12 protein-coding genes are annotated in these 19349 nt (G+C 33.6%); 9 read left to right on the top strand and 3 right to left on the bottom strand.

Annotated features, from left to right (window positions below):
- The first annotated feature begins 3 nt into the window (after window positions 1-3).
- From RG22_RS09495 to RG22_RS09485, 3 genes are read left to right on the top strand one after another with little or no spacing between them, the layout of a single operon-like run.
- Window positions 4-1173, top strand: a complete 1170-nt coding sequence (locus tag RG22_RS09495; RefSeq protein ID WP_034045936.1) for an efflux RND transporter periplasmic adaptor subunit — start codon at window positions 4-6, stop codon at window positions 1171-1173.
- Window positions 1174-1213: 40 nt separating this feature from the next.
- Window positions 1214-1597: a four helix bundle protein gene (locus RG22_RS09490; RefSeq protein ID WP_034042750.1), complete on the top strand. Its 384-nt coding sequence runs from the start codon at window positions 1214-1216 to the stop codon at window positions 1595-1597.
- Between the two features lie 13 nt (window positions 1598-1610).
- Window positions 1611-5144 carry an efflux RND transporter permease subunit gene (locus RG22_RS09485; RefSeq protein ID WP_034042748.1) on the top strand — a complete coding sequence of 1178 codons (3534 nt, stop codon included), beginning with the start codon at window positions 1611-1613 and terminating at the stop codon, window positions 5142-5144.
- 80 nt (window positions 5145-5224) lie between these two features.
- Here the strand turns inward: RG22_RS09485 and RG22_RS09480 are convergent, their stop codons facing one another.
- Entirely contained in the window at window positions 5225-7804 is a 2580-nt protein-coding gene (locus tag RG22_RS09480; RefSeq protein ID WP_034042747.1) for a carboxylesterase family protein, read from the bottom strand.
- A gap of 172 nt (window positions 7805-7976) precedes the next feature.
- On the opposite strand from RG22_RS09480, the gene aspS reads away from it, so the two are divergent.
- Genes aspS through RG22_RS09465 form a run of 3 tightly spaced genes read left to right on the top strand, consistent with a single transcriptional unit; the run spans window position 7977 to window position 11848 of the window.
- Window positions 7977-9731: an aspartate--tRNA ligase gene (gene aspS, locus RG22_RS09475; RefSeq protein WP_034042746.1), complete on the top strand. Its 1755-nt coding sequence runs from the start codon at window positions 7977-7979 to the stop codon at window positions 9729-9731.
- 47 nt (window positions 9732-9778) lie between these two features.
- Window positions 9779-11566: a chloride channel protein gene (locus RG22_RS09470; RefSeq protein WP_034042744.1), complete on the top strand. Its 1788-nt coding sequence runs from the start codon at window positions 9779-9781 to the stop codon at window positions 11564-11566.
- A gap of 45 nt (window positions 11567-11611) precedes the next feature.
- Window positions 11612-11848, top strand: a complete 237-nt coding sequence (locus RG22_RS09465) for a hypothetical protein (RefSeq protein WP_034042743.1) — start codon at window positions 11612-11614, stop codon at window positions 11846-11848.
- A 172-nt stretch (window positions 11849-12020) separates the two neighbouring features.
- Here the strand turns inward: RG22_RS09465 and RG22_RS09460 are convergent, their stop codons facing one another.
- Window positions 12021-12470, bottom strand: coding sequence for a nucleoside deaminase (locus RG22_RS09460; RefSeq protein ID WP_034042741.1), 450 nt, complete (start codon window positions 12468-12470; stop codon window positions 12021-12023).
- A gap of 63 nt (window positions 12471-12533) precedes the next feature.
- On the opposite strand from RG22_RS09460, the gene dxs reads away from it, so the two are divergent.
- A complete protein-coding gene (dxs, locus tag RG22_RS09455) occupies window positions 12534-14300 on the top strand; it encodes a 1-deoxy-D-xylulose-5-phosphate synthase (protein ID WP_034042739.1) in 1767 nt (588 codons plus the stop codon).
- 48 nt (window positions 14301-14348) lie between these two features.
- On the opposite strand, the gene RG22_RS09450 is transcribed toward dxs, so the two are convergent.
- Window positions 14349-15689, bottom strand: a complete 1341-nt coding sequence (locus RG22_RS09450; RefSeq protein ID WP_034042738.1) for a deoxyguanosinetriphosphate triphosphohydrolase — start codon at window positions 15687-15689, stop codon at window positions 14349-14351.
- Window positions 15690-15849: 160 nt separating this feature from the next.
- Between RG22_RS09450 and RG22_RS09445 the strand changes: the two genes are divergently transcribed.
- Window positions 15850-16236, top strand: coding sequence for a carboxypeptidase-like regulatory domain-containing protein (locus RG22_RS09445; RefSeq protein ID WP_034042736.1), 387 nt, complete (start codon window positions 15850-15852; stop codon window positions 16234-16236).
- A 253-nt stretch (window positions 16237-16489) separates the two neighbouring features.
- Window positions 16490-19333 (top strand): TonB-dependent receptor, encoded by a 2844-nt coding sequence (locus RG22_RS09440; protein WP_034042734.1) that lies wholly within the window; start codon window positions 16490-16492, stop codon window positions 19331-19333.
- The last annotated feature ends 16 nt before the right edge of the window (window positions 19334-19349 follow it).

The raw sequence follows: 19349 nt of genomic DNA, 5'->3' as shown, positions 1-19349 counted from the left end.
AACATGAAATATATTTATTCATTACTAATCGTTACACTTCTTTTAACCTCATGTGGAGAAGGCAAAAAGCAATCTGTTGAAGCTGTAGTTGCTTCAGATAACTTAGAAAATATCCGCTTAAAAAGAGCAGAAGTTGTTGTAGAGCAACAAAAAATTGCTGAACAATTAAAACAATTAGACAACAGAATTGCTGTTTTAGACACTACAAAAAAAGTGCCTTTAATTACAACATTTAAGGCAAAACAAGAAGTGTTTACACATTATTTAGAACTACAAGGTAATGTTAGTACCAAAAATCTTTTAGTAATATATCCAGAATTTAGTGGTGTACTTACCAAAGTGTATGTAAAAGAAGGACAACGCGTAAACAAAGGACAAATATTAGCAAAAATTGATGATGGCGGATTGAGTCAACAATTAGCACAAGCACAAATACAAACCGATTTATCTAAAACTACATTTGAGCGTCAAGAGCGTTTATGGAATCAGAAAATTGGTAGCGAAATCCAGTATTTACAAGCAAAGTCTAATTACGAAGCACAAGCACAAGCCGTAAGTCAAATAAAACAACAAATGGCGAAAACGGTTGTTAAAGCTCCATTTTCTGGAACTATAGACGATGTTATTACAGAACAAGGTAGTGTTGTTGGCGCAGGTCAATCGCAATTAATGCGTATTGTAAATCTTGATGATATGTATATTGAAACAGATGTGCCAGAAAGCTATATTACTAATGTAACGGTAAATAAAAGTGTTAAAGTAGAGTTTCCCATTTTAGGAAAAACTATAGATGCAAAAATTAGACAAGCAGGAAACTTTATTAATCCTGCAAACCGAACATTTAAAATAGAAGTTGCCATACCTAATAAAGATAAAAACATAAAACCAAACCTAACGGCTAAACTTAAAATTAACGATTATACAAGCGAGAATGCTTTATTAATTCCGCTAAGTATTATTTCTGAAAATGCTGAAGGTCAACAATATGTTTACACCATAATTGATAAATCAGGCAATAAAGGCATAGTAAAACGCGAAATTATTGAAACCGGTAGAACACAAGGTGATTATATTGAAGTACTATCGGGTATTGAAAATGATGAAGAAATTATTGACGAAGGTGCTCGTAGCGTAAAAGATGGTCAAGAAGTTAAAATTCTAACCAGTAATTAGTTTTTAGACTTTAGTTTGTAGAAAAATAATACTAAAAATTATGAAAGAGATTAAATTCAGTTTCGAAGATTTAAAAGTATATCAAAAAGCATTAGATTTTATTGATATTACATATAAGGCAACAAATAATTTTCCTAAAAACGAAGATTACGCTTTAAGCTCACAATTTAAAAGAGCATCAATTTCTATTGCATTGAATATAGCAGAAGGTTCGGGAGACACCAATGCACAATTCAACAGGTTTTTAAATATTTCCAATGGCTCCATAAAAGAATGTGTTGTCTGTTCAACTATTGCTAAAAGATTAAATTATTTAAGTGAAGATGATGACTATAATAACAGATTACGACTTGAAGAATTGTCAAAAATGACATCAGGTCTTCAAAAATATTTGAAGTCTAATGACAAAAACACTAACGCCTAAAGACTAACAACTAATGACAAATAAAAAGAAAAAAGTAGATAAAGAGTTTGGTTTATCCTCTTGGGCTATCAATAACAAAACGACTATGTATGTGTTGATTGCGTTGATATTATTCCTCGGAGCTAAGGCCTATTTTAGTATGCCTAGAGAAAGTTTTCCAGAGATAAAAGAAACCAAAATTTATATAAGCTCTATATACCCAGGAAATACTGCAGAAGATATTGAGAAACTTATAACAGACCCCATAGAAGATAAGCTTAAAACCGTAAGTAATGTGGTTGAAATTACCTCAACCTCGCAAGAAGATTACTCCATTGTTATTGTAGAGTTTGATGAAAATATATCTGTTGAAGCTGCAAAACAAAAAGTAAAAGATGAAGTAGACTCTGAAACTTCTGGTGAAGATTGGCCAACCTTTAATGGTGCTAAAGTAGAGCCTAATGTGTTCGATTTAAGTATGTCTGAAGAAATTCCTATTCTAAATATTAATATTTCTGGTGATTATCCTGTTGATAAGTTAAAAGAATATGGCGAATATCTTGAAGATGAAATTGAAAGCTTGCAAGAAATTAAACAAGTAGACATTAGAGGTGCTCAGGAAAAAGAAGTTGAAGTCGCTGTCGACATTTACAAAATGATGGCTGCCCAAGTAAGTTTTGATGATGTTATTAACACCATTAATAGAGAAAATATGACCATGTCTGCTGGAAATTTAATATCTAGTGGACAACGACGAACTATAAGAATTATAGGTGAAATTGATAATCCTAATGCGTTAGAGCGTTTTGTTGTTAAGTCTGAACATAACAACCCTATTTATTTAAGAGATGTTGCAACTGTAACCTTTAAAGACGAAGATAAAACCACCTATGCTAGAGAATTTGGCGAACCTGTAGTTATGCTAGATGTTAAAAAACGTGCTGGCAAAAATATGGTTGATGCCGCAGAACAAATTCAAGTTATTGTAAATGACGCCATAGAAAATGTTTTTCCACCTGATTTAAAAATAACGATATCAAACGATCAATCATCAAAAACTATTGGTCAGGTTGATGATTTAGTAAACAATATCATCTTTGGTATTATTCTCGTGGTTACCGTTTTAATGTTCTTTTTAGGATTTAAAAATGCCTTATTCGTTGGGTTTGCGATTCCTATGTCTATGTTTATGTCCCTTATGATTTTGAACATGTTAGGCTACACCATGAATACCATGATTCTTTTTGGATTAATTATGGGCTTAGGAATGCTGGTAGATAACGGTATTGTTGTAGTAGAAAACGTTTATCGTTTAATGAGTGAAGAAGGGATGAGCAGGGTTGAAGCTGCAAAAAAAGGAATTGGCGAAATTGCCTTTCCAATTATTATTTCAACTGCAACAACAGTGGCGGCTTTTGTTCCGTTAGGATTATGGCCTGGAGTTATGGGGCAATTCATGATTTATTTCCCAATAACATTATCAGTTGTTTTAGGATCATCATTATTTGTTGCTATTTTCTTTAACTCTGTAATGGTGTCTCAATTTATGACTACTGAAGATAAAAACATGCCATTAAAACAAATCATTAAAATATCAGTGATTTTTGGAGTTATAGGCTTATTGATTCTTTTATTTGGCGGAGCATATCGTGGTTTAGGTACATTAATGATTGTGACTGTTATATTGCTTTGGGTTTATAGGTTATTCTTAAGAAAATGGGCTAACGGATTTCAAAATAAAATCTTACCAAAATGGGAAAGTTTTTATGAAAAATCACTCCGTAAAGCTTTAAGTGGAAAAATGCCAGCAATTATAACTATAGGAACTATAATTCTTCTTTTTATTGCTTTTATGGGTTTTGGCGCTTCTGTTGGAAGTCAGCGTACAAAAGTAGAATTCTTTCCAGATAACACACCTAATCAAATTATTGTATATATAGAGTATCCTGAAGGTACCGATATTAAAAAAACTAATGCCATTACAAATGATATTGAAAAACGTGTTTATAAAATTATAAATGACCCTGTATATTTTGAAGGTGATTTCAATTTCTTAACTGAAAGTGCAGTATCTCAAGTAGGTGAAGGTGCTGGTAACCCACAAACCGATGGTGGTTCTGCTGCAGAAATGCCACATCGTGGTAAAATAACAGCAACCATGCGCGAATATAAATTTAGAAAAGGCGCAGATAGTAACGAACTCCTTAAAAAAATTCAAGAAGACTTAAAAGGAATTTATCCTGGAGTAAGTATTTCTGTTGAAAAGGATCCTGTTGGTCCTCCTGCTGGCTATCCGATAAACTTAGAACTTGAAGGCGAAGACTATTCACAACTTATTGCTACCGCAGAAAAAATGCGTGATTTAATTAACTCTAAAAACATTCAAGGTATTGATGAGTTAAAAATTGATGTAAATAAATCTAAACCAACAATGCAAGTTCTTGTTGATAGAAAAAAGGCTGGTGAATTAGGTGTTACTTCAGGACAAGTTGGGCAACAATTACGTAACTCTATTTTTGGTGCTAAAGCTGGCATATACAAAAAAGATGGCGAAGATTATGATATTTATGTACGTTTTAATGAAGAAAACAGATACAATACTAGTGCTATTTTTAATCAGAAAATAACATTTAGAGATATGGCATCTGGACAAATAAAAGAAATTCCAGTATCAGCTGTAGCAAAACACAATAACAACTCTGGTTTTAGTGCTATAAAACATAGAGATGTAAAACGTGTGGTAACGCTGTATTCTGCATTGGCACCTGGTTTTATTGATGCTAGGGCTATTGTATCTCAAATTGAAAACGAAACAAAAACGTTTATAGAAAACGAAGTAGCCGATGGTGTAAAAATTGATTTTACTGGACAAATTGAAGAGCAAGAGAAACAACAAAACTTTTTAAACGGAGCATTCCTTACTGGTTTGGGGCTTATATTTTTCATTTTAATTTTCCAATTTAACTCGGTTTCTAAACCAGGAATTATCATGCTAGCTATCTTTTTAAGCTTAATTGGTGTTTTTGGTGGCATTGTTATAACAGGAAGCTCTTTTGTTATTATGATGACGATGATGGGTATAATATCGCTCGCAGGAATTGTAGTAAATAATGGTGTTGTACTCCTTGATTATACACAATTACTTATTGATAGAAAAAAGGTAGAGCACAATCTAGAAGACAATCAATATATTGAAAATAACGAACTTTTAGAGGCTATAGTAAAAGGAGGAAAAGCACGTTTGCGCCCGGTATTGCTAACTGCAATTACAACAATTTTAGGGTTGATTCCTTTAGCAACTGGCTTAAATATTAATTTCTTTACATTGTTTAGTGAATTTGATGCCAATATTTATATGGGTGGAGATAACGTAATTTTTTGGGGACCATTAGCATGGACTGTTATATATGGCTTATTAATAGCAACGTTCTTAACCTTAATTGTTGTTCCTATTTTATTCTATTTGGCAACTAAATTTAAAATGTGGCTTTACAAAGACAGAGTTTACACAAATGAAAATCTTCTGTCTCAAGAAGCATTAATTATGAATAAAAAAGTAGATAAGTAATTTTAATTGACGACTAATTCGATTAATGGCAGAACCCCAGATTTTCTTAATTGAAAATTTGGGGTTTCTTATTTTTTAGATTACTTCCACTCAAAATCACCAGTTTCAACAGACCAATCATTTCCAAAAAAACCAGCACATTTAACAGCAGGCATCCCGTTTAACAAAACCTCATCGTCAAAAAGTAAAACATCAGGAAATGTAGTACCGTTTACTAAATAATGGTTCATATAAGCGGCTTTCATACCTTTGCTTCCTGTTGCAGTAACTACGCCAACACTCGCTTTATCGCTATCTTTTCTTGGCACAATAAAATACATGCCCCATTGGTTTCCAAATAGTGCTTTGCCATTAAAATTCACACCGTAATCCTTTACTTGAATAGGACAATCCTTTAAAAGTTTGTTCCAAGCCATATTATTATCTGCATTACCGTAAATCACAACATTCCTATCGGCATATTTCTTTAAAGAAAAATCGACATCTTTTACCATTTCAATATGTCCGTTAGCACGATACCAAAACGTTTCGGCATCAAATCGTGCTCTGTTGTAATACCATTCATTTTCGGTTGCAGTACCATTTGTAGCGTAAACAAAAACAACATTATTTCTAAAAGCATCTTTAAAACCACCATTTCTATGAGGTCCTTTTTCTTTTAAACTAGGAGATGATGTTATTTGCCATTTTTCATCGACTTTCTTAAAAAATACTTTTTTATCATTTTGAATTTCTAATGAAGTATCATCAATCTTAATACTTGTTTTAGAATCGTCTAAAGCTGAAAAATCAACTTCAATTAAAGCTACATTATTTGTTTTTAATTGATAACCATCTTCTTTTAAAAATTTAAAAGAACTAGTAACAAAAGATTTTTCTTGCTGATGAATCGTTATAAAATGAGACGATGCAGAAACCCCAGGCGAACCTGTAAAAAATTCATACTTTTTTATAGCGTTATCATCTTTAATGGTTCGCTGTTTAAAAAAATTGAAAATAGGATCCCAATCTACACTATGGTTTCCATACCAATGTGTGCCATCTGGATATTCGTAATACGTAAAATCTGGATGAAATTCACCCAAACGTTCGCGCATATCACGAGCAATATATGTTGGTACAACATTATCTATTTCACCATGCAGCACATAAACCCCATGATGTAAATAGTTGCGAATAAGTTGCAATGTTCTACTAGGAGTTCCAGCTCTGTGAATCATATTTTCAATTGCAGTTGGAACATGTTCCGTTGTCATTCGCTCCAATATTCTTGGGGTAACTCCAAAACGTTTTAATTGGTCTTCTGGCATATTTATCATCCTTTTTGTAAACCCATCTCTATACAAAAGTAAATCTGGATAGCCTGCACACGGTGCAATGGCAGCAAACTTATCGGGATAGGTTGCACCCAAATACCATGTACCATGACCCCCCATAGAATGACCCGTTAAATATACTTTTTTACTATCGGGTTTGTAAATACTTTTAGCATCTGCCAAAACTTCCAAAGCATCTATACGCCCCCAATCTTCCCAAGCAAAACCAAACGGACGACGATTAGTTGGTGCTATTAAATTACCCCAATCTTTTTTCTTATAAGCATTGGCTTGATTTACAGCTTCAACCGAAGCACCGTGTACTGATAAAAACAACGCCCCCTTTTGTAAATTTTTATCGCTTGACGGCGCTACACTATAATATTGAATACTGCCATCGACATTACTTTTAAGCGTACGTTTATGATGATTATACTTAGATTTTATTTCAATAGGAATAGTTACGGAGTTGATTTTCACTCCGCTTTTAGCATTCAAACTTAATTTTAAATCGGCTTTTACAAGTTGCTTTTCATCTAAAACAGAAGCGATTTTAAAAGGTACTTTTTGAATACTTAAAGGTGGAATATTAGGAATTCCGTGTGTTTCTACTTTTCCATTAATTTCAGATGTAATTGTGTGATTTTCAACCCAATTTTCAGACGTATTTATTACGCGAATAGCCCCTAAATAAGTGTGATCTTCTTCAACCAAAAGATCTGGTAAGGTTACATCTCGAGTTGTAAATTGTATAGATGTTTGCGGTGCAATTATTCGGGCTCTAATTCTTGGAAAACGCCCTACTTTCAACACGAATTTATTTAATCCTTTTTTTAATTTTAATGGAATTAAATTCCATCCAAAATCGTAATGATCGCCTTCATGTGGCAACCCATTTATCAAAATAAGCGAATGCCCCGAAGCTTCAAAAAGCACTGTTTTTTCGGTGTCAGACTGATAACTTAAATACACATAACTCGATCTTAAATTTCTATCATTAAAACTATTTGTAGTGTCTGTTGCAATGGTTTTCCATTTTAATTCACTGCCTGTAAAATCAATATCGAAAATATCGTCGTTCTCAGGCTCGTAATTGGGCTGCATTAAAAACCGACTAAAAACCTGGTCTTTAGGAAATGAGGATGAGTTAAACCTAAAATTCTGAATTTTTAAAGCTAATCCCGTTTTAAAAACGTGCAAAAGTTTCCCTTCTTTAATATCGTTAACTTTTTCTTTTCCGAAGTATTCAACAATATTTCCTGTGCGTTGCTGTGCTATTAAGGTTGATGACCCAATCATCAAAAATAGTAAGATGACGCTTGTTTTAATTCTGGTTAACTGCATTACAAATCAATTTAAATTTTCAATAAAATTAGGCATTTAATTTCATCTAAAAATATTTTTCGACCAACAACAACAAGTCACTAATAAAGAACTTTTAAAACTTTAAAAAAGACAGATAAAATTGGCCATGTACATTGTTATTTCTTTAAATTTGCACTTCAATTTCACTAGCATGTACAGAAGTCATAATTGTGGCGAATTAAACGCCTCGCATATAAATACAGAAGTTACCCTAGCAGGTTGGGTGCAAAAATCTCGCGATAAAGGGTTTATTGTTTGGGTAGATTTACGCGACCGCTACGGCATTACGCAATTGGTTTTTGATGAAGAACGCACCTCAAAAGAATTAATCGAGCGAGCTCAAAATTTAGGTCGAGAATTTGTTATTCAAGTTAAAGGTAAAGTTATTGAGCGTGCTTCAAAAAATCCGAATATGCCAACGGGCGATATTGAGATTTTAGTTTCAGAATTAAATATTTTAAATGAAGCGAAATTGCCTCCGTTTACTATTGAAGATAAAACCGATGGTGGCGAAGATATTAGAATGAAATATCGCTATTTAGATATTCGTCGTAACCCTGTAAAAAACAGTTTAATTTTTAGAGCTAAAGTCACTCAAGAAGTTCGAAATTACTTATCTAATGAAGGTTTTATTGAAGTTGAAACGCCTTATTTAATAAAGTCAACTCCAGAAGGTGCACGTGATTTTGTAGTACCAAGTCGAATGAATGAAGGACAATTTTATGCCTTACCACAATCGCCGCAAACTTTTAAGCAGTTGCTTATGGTTGGTGGCATGGATAAATATTTTCAGATTGTAAAATGTTTTAGAGATGAAGATTTACGTGCAGATAGACAACCAGAATTCACCCAAATAGATTGTGAAATGGCATTTATCGAACAAGAAGATATTTTAAATGCTTTTGAAGGTTTAACGCGACATTTACTTAAAGAAGTTAATGGTGTTGAAGTTGATAAATTCCCGCGTCTACTTTATGATGATGCGATGCGTTTGTACGGAAACGACAAACCAGATATTCGTTTCGGAATGCAATTTGGGGAGCTGAATGCTGTGACACAACATAAAGATTTTGGTGTTTTTAATAATGCTGAATTAGTAGTTGGTATTGCCGTTCCTGGAGGAAATAGTTACACCAGAAAAGAAATAGACAAATTAATAGATTGGGTAAAGCGTCCGCAAGTTGGCGCTTTAGGCATGATATATTCACGTTGTAATGATGACGGCACTTATAAATCTTCAGTAGATAAATTTTACAATCAAGACGATTTAGCAAAATGGGCAGAAATAACTGGCGCAAAAACAGGCGATTTAGTTTGTGTACTTTCTGGTGAAACCAATAAAGTACGTGCGCAACTTAGTGCGTTGCGTATGGAATTAGCAGAACGCTTGGGCTTAAGAAACCCTAAGATTTTCGCACCGCTTTGGGTAATTGACTTCCCTTTATTAGAATTAGATGAAGAAACTGGACATTATCACGCCATGCATCATCCGTTTACTTCTCCAAAACCAGGACAAATAGAATTATTAGATTCTAAACCAAGTGAAGTAAAAGCTAATGCTTACGATTTGGTGTTGAATGGAAATGAAATAGGGGGCGGCTCAATTCGTATTCACGATAAAACAACACAAGCCATAATGCTAAAACATTTAGGGTTTACAGAAGAAGAAGCTAAAGCGCAATTTGGATTTTTAATGGATGCTTTTGAATATGGTGCACCACCACATGGCGGATTAGCATTTGGTCTGGATAGATTGGTTGCCATTTTAGGCGGACAAGAAACCATTCGTGATTTTATTGCCTTCCCAAAAAACAATTCAGGACGAGATGTTATGATAGATGCTCCTGCTCCAATTGATGACGAACAACTTAATGAATTAAGCTTAAAACTTAATTTAAAATCATAACCAATTAAAATCCTGCAAATTGCAGGATTTTTTAGTAGTTTTATAAAATGCCTCTTACAACTAAAAGTCTGTTGCGCAAATTCTTAATTTGGAAATACAAACATATTTCCGAACGCCAGTTTGTTTATATGCTTAGCATTTTAGTTGGCTTTTTAGCTGGTATTGGTACCGTAACACTTAAAAATTTAACACACTACATTAGACTTCTTTTCGAATTAGATTTTTTTAACAACTACCAAAATTCATTGTACTTCATTTTTCCAATGATTGGTTTATTGTTAGTTTACATTATAAAACAAATCTGGTTAAAAAAACATATTGGGCATGGTATTTCTTCAACCTTATATGCCATTTCAAAATTAAACGGCATTATTCCTAGATATAACATTTACGCCGCTTTAATTACAGCACCTTTAACAGCAGGTTTTGGTGGATCTGTGGGCTTACAAGGTCCTGCAGTAAGCGTAGGTTCTGCTTTAGGGTCAAATGCAGCGCGGTTATTTCATATGAATACAAAAACTAGAATGCTTTTAATTGGGTGTGCTGCTGCTGGCGCTATGGCATCTATGTTTAAAGCACCCATAGCTGCCATCATTTTTGCTATAGAAATTTTTAGTTTAGACATTGCATTTGCATCATTAGTACCATTATTATTAGCCTCAGTTTCTGCTGTAGTAACATCTTATATGTTTTTAGGAACTGATGTTTTACTTCGTTTTGAATTAACAGATACTTTTGAAGTTAACGACATAGGATTCTATGCGCTTTTAGGTTTGGTAACAGCACTTGCTTCAGTATATTTCTCCAAAGTATTTTTTGCTATAACAAATTTTTTTAAGCAATTTAAAAGTCGCGCATTAAGGCTGCTTATTGGCGGATTAGCTATTGGTACCATGCTCTATTTTATTCCACCGCTTTATGGTGAAGGTTATGGTATTATGAATAACCTTTTAAAAGGTGACCACATAGCTGCGATTGGAACAACACCTTTTAATTTAGATTTATCTAACATCTGGCTTGTTATTGCGTTATTACTAGGCATTGGTGTATTTAAAGCCATAGCTATGACTACTACCTTTGGTGCTGGTGGTGTAGGCGGAGTATTCATTCCTACACTAGTAATGGGTAGTGTTTTGGGTAATGCCTTCGCAAAAATTATTAATAACTTAGGGCTAGATTTTCATGTATCAGAATCTAATTTTACCTTAATTGGAATGACTGGATTAATGGCAGGTGTATTACATGCTCCATTAACTGCTATCTTCCTAATTGCCGAAATTACTGGTGGCTACGAACTATTTGTACCTTTAATGATTGTGGCTGCCACATCATTTGCCATTACAAAATATTATGTATCGCACTCTATTTACACATTAAAACTTGCCGAACGCGGTGAGCTTATGACGCATGATAAAGACCAAAACGTTTTAATGGTTTTAGATATTGATAAAGTAATAGAAACCAATTTTATTATTTTAAAACCAGACATGAAATTAGGCGATATATTAAAAACAGCCGTTGCAAAATCCTCACGAAATCATTTTCCTGTAGTAAACGATAATCATGAATTTTTAGGTGTTATTAGATTAGATGATGTAAGACATATTATGTTTGATACAGAACTTTACGATACAGTTGATGCATCAAGTCTCATGCATGCCGACGCTGGTATTATTGATTACAATGATGATTCTATGAACGACATTATGACTAAATTCAAAACCAGCGGTGCGTGGAATCTACCCGTAGTTAAAGACGGAAAATATTATGGATATATTTCAAAATCAAAACTATTAACCGCTTACAGACAGCAATTAATTAATTTTACTAAATAAATCCTAGAGCTATTTAATTACCACATTCAAACTCACAATATACTTATGAAATATCTTATTCTAATCTTGTTTTTAGCAGCCTTTGGAAGCATTTTAGCTGGATTTTTTATAGACTCCATATACTCACAAAAATGTATTGGCTTTGGCGTAATGGGCTTATTTTTTATCGTGTTTCCATTATTTTCTTATTACCGTTGGAAAGACAAAAATGTACAAGACTATATGCTTACTAAAGAAAATCTTGATAAAATGCGCAAGCGCGAAGGCGATAAACGTAAATAATTTGGGCATTACCCGAAAAGGGTCGGGCTTTCACTACTCGCTTCCTCCCACGTCGGCGAGTTCAAACATGCCGTCCAATCCCTAATGCGTTATGTACGTCATTCTGAACTTGTTTCAGAATCACAGAACACATATAATGCGACCCCCTGAAACAAGTTTAAGGTGACGAAAATCAATTCAAATTCCGTTTTTCAATAAAAAACCGTTTTAAAATCTCAGAAGCTTCATCAGCTAAAACATCGCCTTTAATAATTGTTTTAGGGTGCAACTTAGTTTTCAAATTAATACAACCACGTTCTTTATCTCTAGTGCCATAAACAATATTAGAAATCTGACTCCAGTACAAAGCACCCGCACACATTTGGCAAGGTTCTAAAGTAACATACAACGTACAATTTTTAAGATATTTGCCTCCTAAAAAATTAGCTGCTGCGGTAATGGCCTGCATTTCGGCATGCGCAGTAACATCGGTTAACGTTTCGGTTAAATTATGTCCGCGAGCAATAATTTTATTATCAATAACAATGACTGCGCCCACAGGAATTTCGCCTTTTTCAAAAGCTACTTCAGCTTCCTGAAGTGCTTTTTTCATAAAATAAGTATCATCGAAGGGTTCTAGCATAAAAACAAAAATACGATTTCAAATGATAATGGTATCATTTTCAAATACTACATTTGTATCTTAATGAACAACTTTTTAAACACCATAAACTCCCCAAAAGAACTTCGTCTTTTAAAGCAAGAAGACTTACCTCAACTTGCAAAAGAATTGCGTGACTTTATAATTAATATTGTTGCCACAAAAGAAGGTCATTTAGGAGCGAGTTTGGGTGTAGTAGAATTAACTATTGCTTTGCACTATGTATTTAACACTCCTAAAGATCAGCTTATTTGGGATGTTGGGCATCAAGCTTACGGACACAAAATTTTAACTGGCAGAAAAGAAATTTTCGAAACTAATAGACAACTCAATGGCATAAGCGGTTTTCCAAAACGTGATGAAAGTAAGTATGACACTTTTGGTGTTGGGCATGCCTCAACATCCATTTCGGCAGCCTTAGGAATGGCAATTGCATCGCAATTAAAAGGTGATGACAAACACCATATTGCAGTTATTGGCGATGCCAGTATTGCTAGCGGAATGGCTTTTGAAGGTTTAAATCATGCTGGTGTTACCAATGCTAATTTACTCGTTATTTTAAATGATAATGCTATTGGTATCGACCCAAGTGTTGGAGCCTTAAAAATGTATTTAACAAACGTTAAAAAAGGCACTCAAAAACAAGACAATATTTTTGAAGCCTTAAATTTTGATTATTCTGGACCTGTTGACGGACATGACATTGATGCTATTATTTCAGAGTTAAGACGATTGAAAACAGTAAAAGGCCCCAAGTTTTTACATGTTATTACCACCAAAGGCAAAGGCTTAAAACAAGCCGAAGAAGATCAAGTAAAATATCACGCTCCTGGAAAGTTCAATGCTACTACAGGAGAACTAATTGCCAAATCTGAGGCTAGCCAGCAGCCACCAAAATATCAGGATGTTTTTGGGCATACTATTGTAGAGCTTGCTAAACAAAACAAAAATATTGTGGGTATTACGCCAGCAATGCCAACGGGAAGTTCTTTAAAGTATATGATGGCTGAAATGCCTAATCGTGCTTTCGATGTTGGCATCGCCGAACAACATGCGGTTACCCTTGCTGCTGGTATGGCAACTCAAGGATTAATTCCATTTTGTAATATCTATTCTACGTTTTTACAGCGTGCTTACGACCAAATAATACACGACGTGGCATTACAAAAACTCCCCGTAATATTTTGTTTAGACCGTGCTGGTTTGGTTGGAGAAGATGGCGCGACACACCACGGCGTTTTCGATTTATCATATTTAAGATGCATTCCCAATCTCATAATTTTTGCACCACGAAATGAGATTGAATTACGTAACATTATGCACACCGCACAACTTGGTTTAAAGCAACCCATTGCGATTCGGTATCCTCGTGGGCGTGGTGTTACCATGGATTGGAAACAACCGTTCTCTAAAATTGAAATTGGCAAGGGTGTTGCTCTAAAAAAAGGAAACAAACTTGCTGTTTTAAGTATAGGAACTATCGCAAAAAATGTTACTGAAGCCATTAAAGATTTAAACGTTTCGCATTATGATGTACGTTTTGTAAAACCTTTGGATGTAAACTTACTTCACACTATTTTTAAAACTCACGATACTATTGTTACCGTTGAAGACCATACTGTTAAAGGTGGTTTTGGAAGCGTTATTTTAGAGTTTGCTTCAGAAAACAATTATAAAAATACCATTAAAATATTGGGCATTCCTGATGCTTTTATTGAACACGGCAGTGTAGATGAACTTCAAGAGTTTGTTGGTTTGGATGTTGAGGGTTTATCCAATTATTTAAGAACACGTTTTTGCATTAGGGATTGAACGGCATGTTTGAAAGCCCGACCCTTGGGTAACGCCCAAATAATTCCCTTAAAAACTAATCCCTTTTATCTTCTTATAATCCAGTATCGCCTTACTATCGGATAGTAAAGACACGTAATAACACACGCTTGACAAACGGCTATATAAGCTTGAATTATTGGTTTCTAAAGTTTTAGGCAAGCCTTTTAAAATAAGTTTGTCGTAATTTGAAGCCGTATTGTTAAAGCTATTATTTACGGCATTTGTATAAGTGTTTAAAAGCGTGTTTATAACACCATAGCCAGCAATTTCTTTATCGATCACCTCTGTGGATTGGTATATGTTTTCGATACTTATTTTTATAATATCTTTTATTTGAGCTTCGTATTTACTTTTATCTAGTAGGGCGCAATCGAAATCGCCATTTAAAATAGTATCTTCGTGCTGCATAAAAATATCTACTGCTTCATTAATTAGCGTACCAATTGCCAATGCGCGCAAATACCCAACGCGATCTTCTTTTGTGGAAAGTGCATAATAGTTTTCGGGCTTAATGGTGTTTCTAATGATTTTTGATAAGTATTCTAGCGCAAATTCTTCTTGAATTAATCCTAGGTTTATACCATCTTCAAAATCGATAATGGTGTAGCAAATATCGTCTGCCGCTTCTACTAAATACGCAAGTGGATGTCGTGAGTAACTAACATCTGTATCGGAACGTTTTAGCAATCCTAACTCGTTTGCCACGTCTTGAAACGCTCCTTTTTCACTCTGAAAAAAACCATATTTTTTATCGGCTATATGCTTTGTTGGTTTTTTAGGAAGTGATTCTTTTGGGTATTTCATAAATGCACCAAGGGTGGCGTAACTTAATCGGATGCCACCTTCTCGTCCTGCTCTGCTTTCGGTCAGGATTTTGAATCCGTTAGCGTTCCCTTCAAAATCGCATAAATCTTGATATTCTTTATCAGTTAGTTGGCTTTTAAATTGTTTTCCTTCTCCTGTTTTGAAAAATTCGCCTATGGCTTTTTCCCCAGAGTGTCCGAAGGGAGGGTTTCCTATATCGTGAGCCAAAGCTGCTGCCGCTACAATGGCTCCAAAATCGTTAGTTTGATACCCATGAATACTTTGTAAATGCGGATGTTTTTCTAATAATCTTTGACCTACACGCCTACCTAAAGAACGTCCTACTACACTAACTTCTAAACTATGGGTTAAGCGAGTGTGTACAAAATCGGTTTCGGATAACGGGATGACTTGTGTTTTATCTTGAAGGCTTCTAAACTCTGATGAAAAGATAATGCGATCATAATCTACTTCAAAACCCAAACGGGTTTCATCTTGTTCTTTTCTTATGCGTTTATTAGTGTCGCCAAAACGTTTTAAGGATAGTAATTGTTCCCAGTTCATTTTAAATTTTTAAGAACAAGCAAGATAAGTAAATTCGATAAAAGCAAACCTAAAATTTGATAACATTACCGTAACATTTTAATCACTGTTGTTTAATATTTACATAACATTCTAAATATAGTTTATGGTTTTCTTTGTATAGAATTTATTGCGTTTATTTATGAGACATATTATATGTATTGCCATCTTTTTAGTAACAGCATTTTCTTTTGCGCAACATACGGGTTCTGTAACCGGATATGTATTAGATAACGAATCGAATAATGCACCTTTGATTTATGCAAAAGTTTTAATTAAAGAAACTGGATCTGAAGTTTTATCTGATGAAAAAGGTTTGTTTAAATTCGAAAACTTAAAAGACGGAAACTATACTTTAGTAAGTAGTTTTGTTGGCCATGAAACTAAAGCATTAGAGGTTCAAGTAGAATCTGGAAAAGCTATTAAAGTTAAAATATCTTTAGGAGCAAGTTCTGTTTCTCTTGAAGAATTAATGCTAACTTTCGCTAGTGCTGATAAAGAAAACACCTCACCATCTTTAAATAAATAAGTATTAATAATATGTAAATAAAAGTTTAAATATTTCATAAAAAGCGACTTTATCTTAAAAACGAAAGTCGCTTTTTTTTATTTCATATTCTTTAAAAATCAAAAGAATTCATGTTAAGAAATTGTTTTCAAATTAAGTTTTAAAGTATCATTCCATAACGTTTTCCTAACGCTTTTATTACGGTTGTTTAATCCTTAGGTAACCTCATCTTCACACACGCTACGTTTCTTTGCAGCAAGAAATTAAAAAACTAATGAGAAAAATAATACTATTATTTATACTGTTTATAACAACATTTTCATATGCCCAAAGTACAGGTTCGGTTATTGGAAAATTAACAGATAAAGAATACAACAATGAGCCATTAGCCTTTGCTAATGTTTTAATTAAAGGAACAACTACAGGAACAACCTCAGACTTTGATGGCTTATATACTTTTGAAAATTTAGATACTGGAACTTATACTTTGGTTTTTAGTTTTGTAGGTTACGAAACACAAGAAATAAGTGTAGATGTTATTGCTGGAAAAGCAACTGAAGTAAATGTAGTAATGTCTGCAAGCGCAGCTACACTAGACGAAGTTGTTATTACTACTACTACAAAACGTGAAAGTGAAACCGCACTACTTTTAGAACAAAAGAAAGCGGTTGAAATTAAACAAAGTATTGGTGCTGAAGAATTATCGAGAAAAGGTGTTAGCAATGCTGCTGGTGCAGTTGCTAAAATTTCTGGAGTATCAAAACAAGAAGGTTCAAGTAATGTTTATGTGCGTGGTTTAGGGGATAGGTATTTGAACACCACAATGAATGGTTTGTCGTTACCATCCAATGATGTAAGTAAAAAGAATATCGATTTAGATTTATTCTCTTCTGATGTTATTGAGAACGTATCGATTAGCAAAGCATACTCTTCAAAATTCTATAGCGATTTTGCTGCTGGAAATGTAGATATTTCATCAAAAGATTATAAGGGTGCTGGTTTCTTTGATTTTGGAATCGGCTCCGAAATTAACACCAATGCCATAGGTAAAGATTTTGTAAGAAGTGAAGGCACAGGTCATTTTGGGTTTTACAACAGATATGCGCATGATCCTTTTGCAGTTATTTTATCTCATGGATTCGATCCTGTTAACGCTGGCACGCCAATAAACACAAGTTTTGGTGGTGCTTTTGGGAAGTCATTTAATTTTGAAAACGGATCAAAACTTAGCTTTTACGCTACGGGTTCGTTTGAAAACGACTACCAATACAGAAAAGGATCTTCAATAGATTACACCAATGTTGAGAAAAAAGCTTTCGAGCAAGCCGAAGAATTTGAATACGGAACCACCACAACAGCAATGGCATCAATTATTTATAAAATTGATACTAGTAATACACTTAAATTCAACTCTTTATTTGTAAACAGCTCGTCAGATAAAATAGGATATTTTGGAATTGATGGTAAGGGAAGAAATAGAGATGCTATTGCCAATACAGACGAAGGTTTTTATCAGCAAAATATTCAATTTAATGAAAACCTCATTTATGTTAATCAACTTATAGGAGCTCATAAATTTGATAAGATTGATTTAGATTGGGGGTTCGGTTACAACTTTGTTAATGCGCATGAGCCAGATAGAAAACGTTTAAGTTTTGAGAACTATCAATATGCTTTAGATAATGACGCTAATACTAATACTATTTTTTATAGCAATGTAGATTTTGATAATCAGCGTTACTTTCAAGACATACAAGATGAAGAATTAAACGGTCGTTTAAACTTAGCTTACAAGCCTTCTGAAAACATTAAAATTAATGTTGGTTATAATGCGCGAACTAAAGAACGTCGTTTTGATAATATTAGATATGGTTACGATATTATTGATAATAGTGGTATTTCTGACGTTAATAATCTAAACAGTTTTTTCTCTTTAGATAACTTAAACCTATCAAGTAATGAAGGGACTTACGAAATTAAAGTTATTAGGCCTTATCCAAATTTAAGCAATACAAACAGACCAGGCTTATCTGAAAACACTTATAAAGGTAAATTAGATATTTACGCTGGTTTCTTAAATGCTGAAATTAATTTAGGTGACAAATGGCTTATTGTACCTGGTGTTAGAGTTGAATCTTTTAAGCAATATATTGAATACAACGTGATTAACTTAGGGGTTAATGGGAATGATAATATTGAAGCATCAGACGTATTGTATTTACCAAGTTTAAGTTTAAAATATGCATTAAACGAAGACCAAAATCTGCGTTTCTCAGCAAGTCAAACTATTTCTCTTCCAGAATTTAAAGAAGTTGCTCCTTTTGTTTACGAAAGTGTATCGCAGCGCATTGGTGGAAATCCAGATTTATTGGGACAAAAAATAGGAGAAACATATACTAATGTAAAAGATGTATCGTACTCTAAAATTTTAAACATCGATTTAAAATATGAGTGGTTTGTAACAAAATCTGAATTAATATCACTTGGTGCATTTTACAAGCAAATTAAAGACCCTATTAACCAAGTTGTAGCTTTTGATGCTACAGGAACACAACGTTTTTTCAGAACTGGAAAAAAAGCTCAAATCTATGGTATTGAAGCAGAAATTAGAAAAAACATAATTACTAACGAAGATGATAAATCAGAACTTTCGGTTGGATTTAATGCTACTTACATGCACACCGAACAAGATTTATACAAAGATATTGTTGGTAGCAATTTCAACGTAAGCTTTGTAAATAATAAAGAAGAACTACAAGGTGCTTCGCCACTAATTGTTAATGCAGATATTAACTATTCGCCAATATTTTCTGAACACTATAAACCCAACGCAACCTTATCATTCTCTTACTTTTCAGATAGAATTGACGCATTAGGCTCTGGGCAATTAGGAAATGTAATTGAAAAAGGCATTCCAACTTTAGACTTCATATTAAAAAATAAAATAGGCGAAAAATTTGAAATAAACTTAGCTGCAAAAAACCTTTTAAATCCTAGCGTAAAATACATTAGAAAAACAACACAAGGCGATATAGTAGTTACATCTCCTAACGGAAAAGATGTTTCAAATTATAAAAAAGGAATGAACATAGGATTACAATTAAAATATAAATTTTAAACACAATTAAAAAACA

Source organism: Wocania ichthyoenteri Th78, from assembly GCF_000789235.1.
Lineage (GTDB): Bacteria > Bacteroidota > Bacteroidia > Flavobacteriales > Flavobacteriaceae > Wocania_A > Wocania_A ichthyoenteri.
This window is presented reverse-complemented; position numbering and strand designations above follow the sequence as displayed.

Excerpts from the sequence above, each read along its gene's own strand:
- RG22_RS09450 (WP_034042738.1), bottom strand. The coding sequence starts at position 15,689 with ATGAACTGGGAACAATTACTATCCTTAAAACGTTTTGGCGACACTAAT.
- RG22_RS09470 (WP_034042744.1), top strand. The coding sequence starts at position 9,779 with ATGCCTCTTACAACTAAAAGTCTGTTGCGCAAATTCTTAATTTGGAAA.
- RG22_RS09485 (WP_034042748.1), top strand. The coding sequence starts at position 1,611 with ATGACAAATAAAAAGAAAAAAGTAGATAAAGAGTTTGGTTTATCCTCT.
- dxs (WP_034042739.1), top strand. The coding sequence starts at position 12,534 with ATGAACAACTTTTTAAACACCATAAACTCCCCAAAAGAACTTCGTCTT.
- RG22_RS09445 (WP_034042736.1), top strand. The coding sequence starts at position 15,850 with ATGAGACATATTATATGTATTGCCATCTTTTTAGTAACAGCATTTTCT.
- RG22_RS09460 (WP_034042741.1), bottom strand. The coding sequence starts at position 12,470 with ATGCTAGAACCCTTCGATGATACTTATTTTATGAAAAAAGCACTTCAG.
- RG22_RS09495 (WP_034045936.1), top strand. The coding sequence starts at position 4 with ATGAAATATATTTATTCATTACTAATCGTTACACTTCTTTTAACCTCA.
- aspS (WP_034042746.1), top strand. The coding sequence starts at position 7,977 with ATGTACAGAAGTCATAATTGTGGCGAATTAAACGCCTCGCATATAAAT.
- RG22_RS09440 (WP_034042734.1), top strand. The coding sequence starts at position 16,490 with ATGAGAAAAATAATACTATTATTTATACTGTTTATAACAACATTTTCA.
- RG22_RS09465 (WP_034042743.1), top strand. The coding sequence starts at position 11,612 with ATGAAATATCTTATTCTAATCTTGTTTTTAGCAGCCTTTGGAAGCATT.
- RG22_RS09480 (WP_034042747.1), bottom strand. The coding sequence starts at position 7,804 with ATGCAGTTAACCAGAATTAAAACAAGCGTCATCTTACTATTTTTGATG.
- RG22_RS09490 (WP_034042750.1), top strand. The coding sequence starts at position 1,214 with ATGAAAGAGATTAAATTCAGTTTCGAAGATTTAAAAGTATATCAAAAA.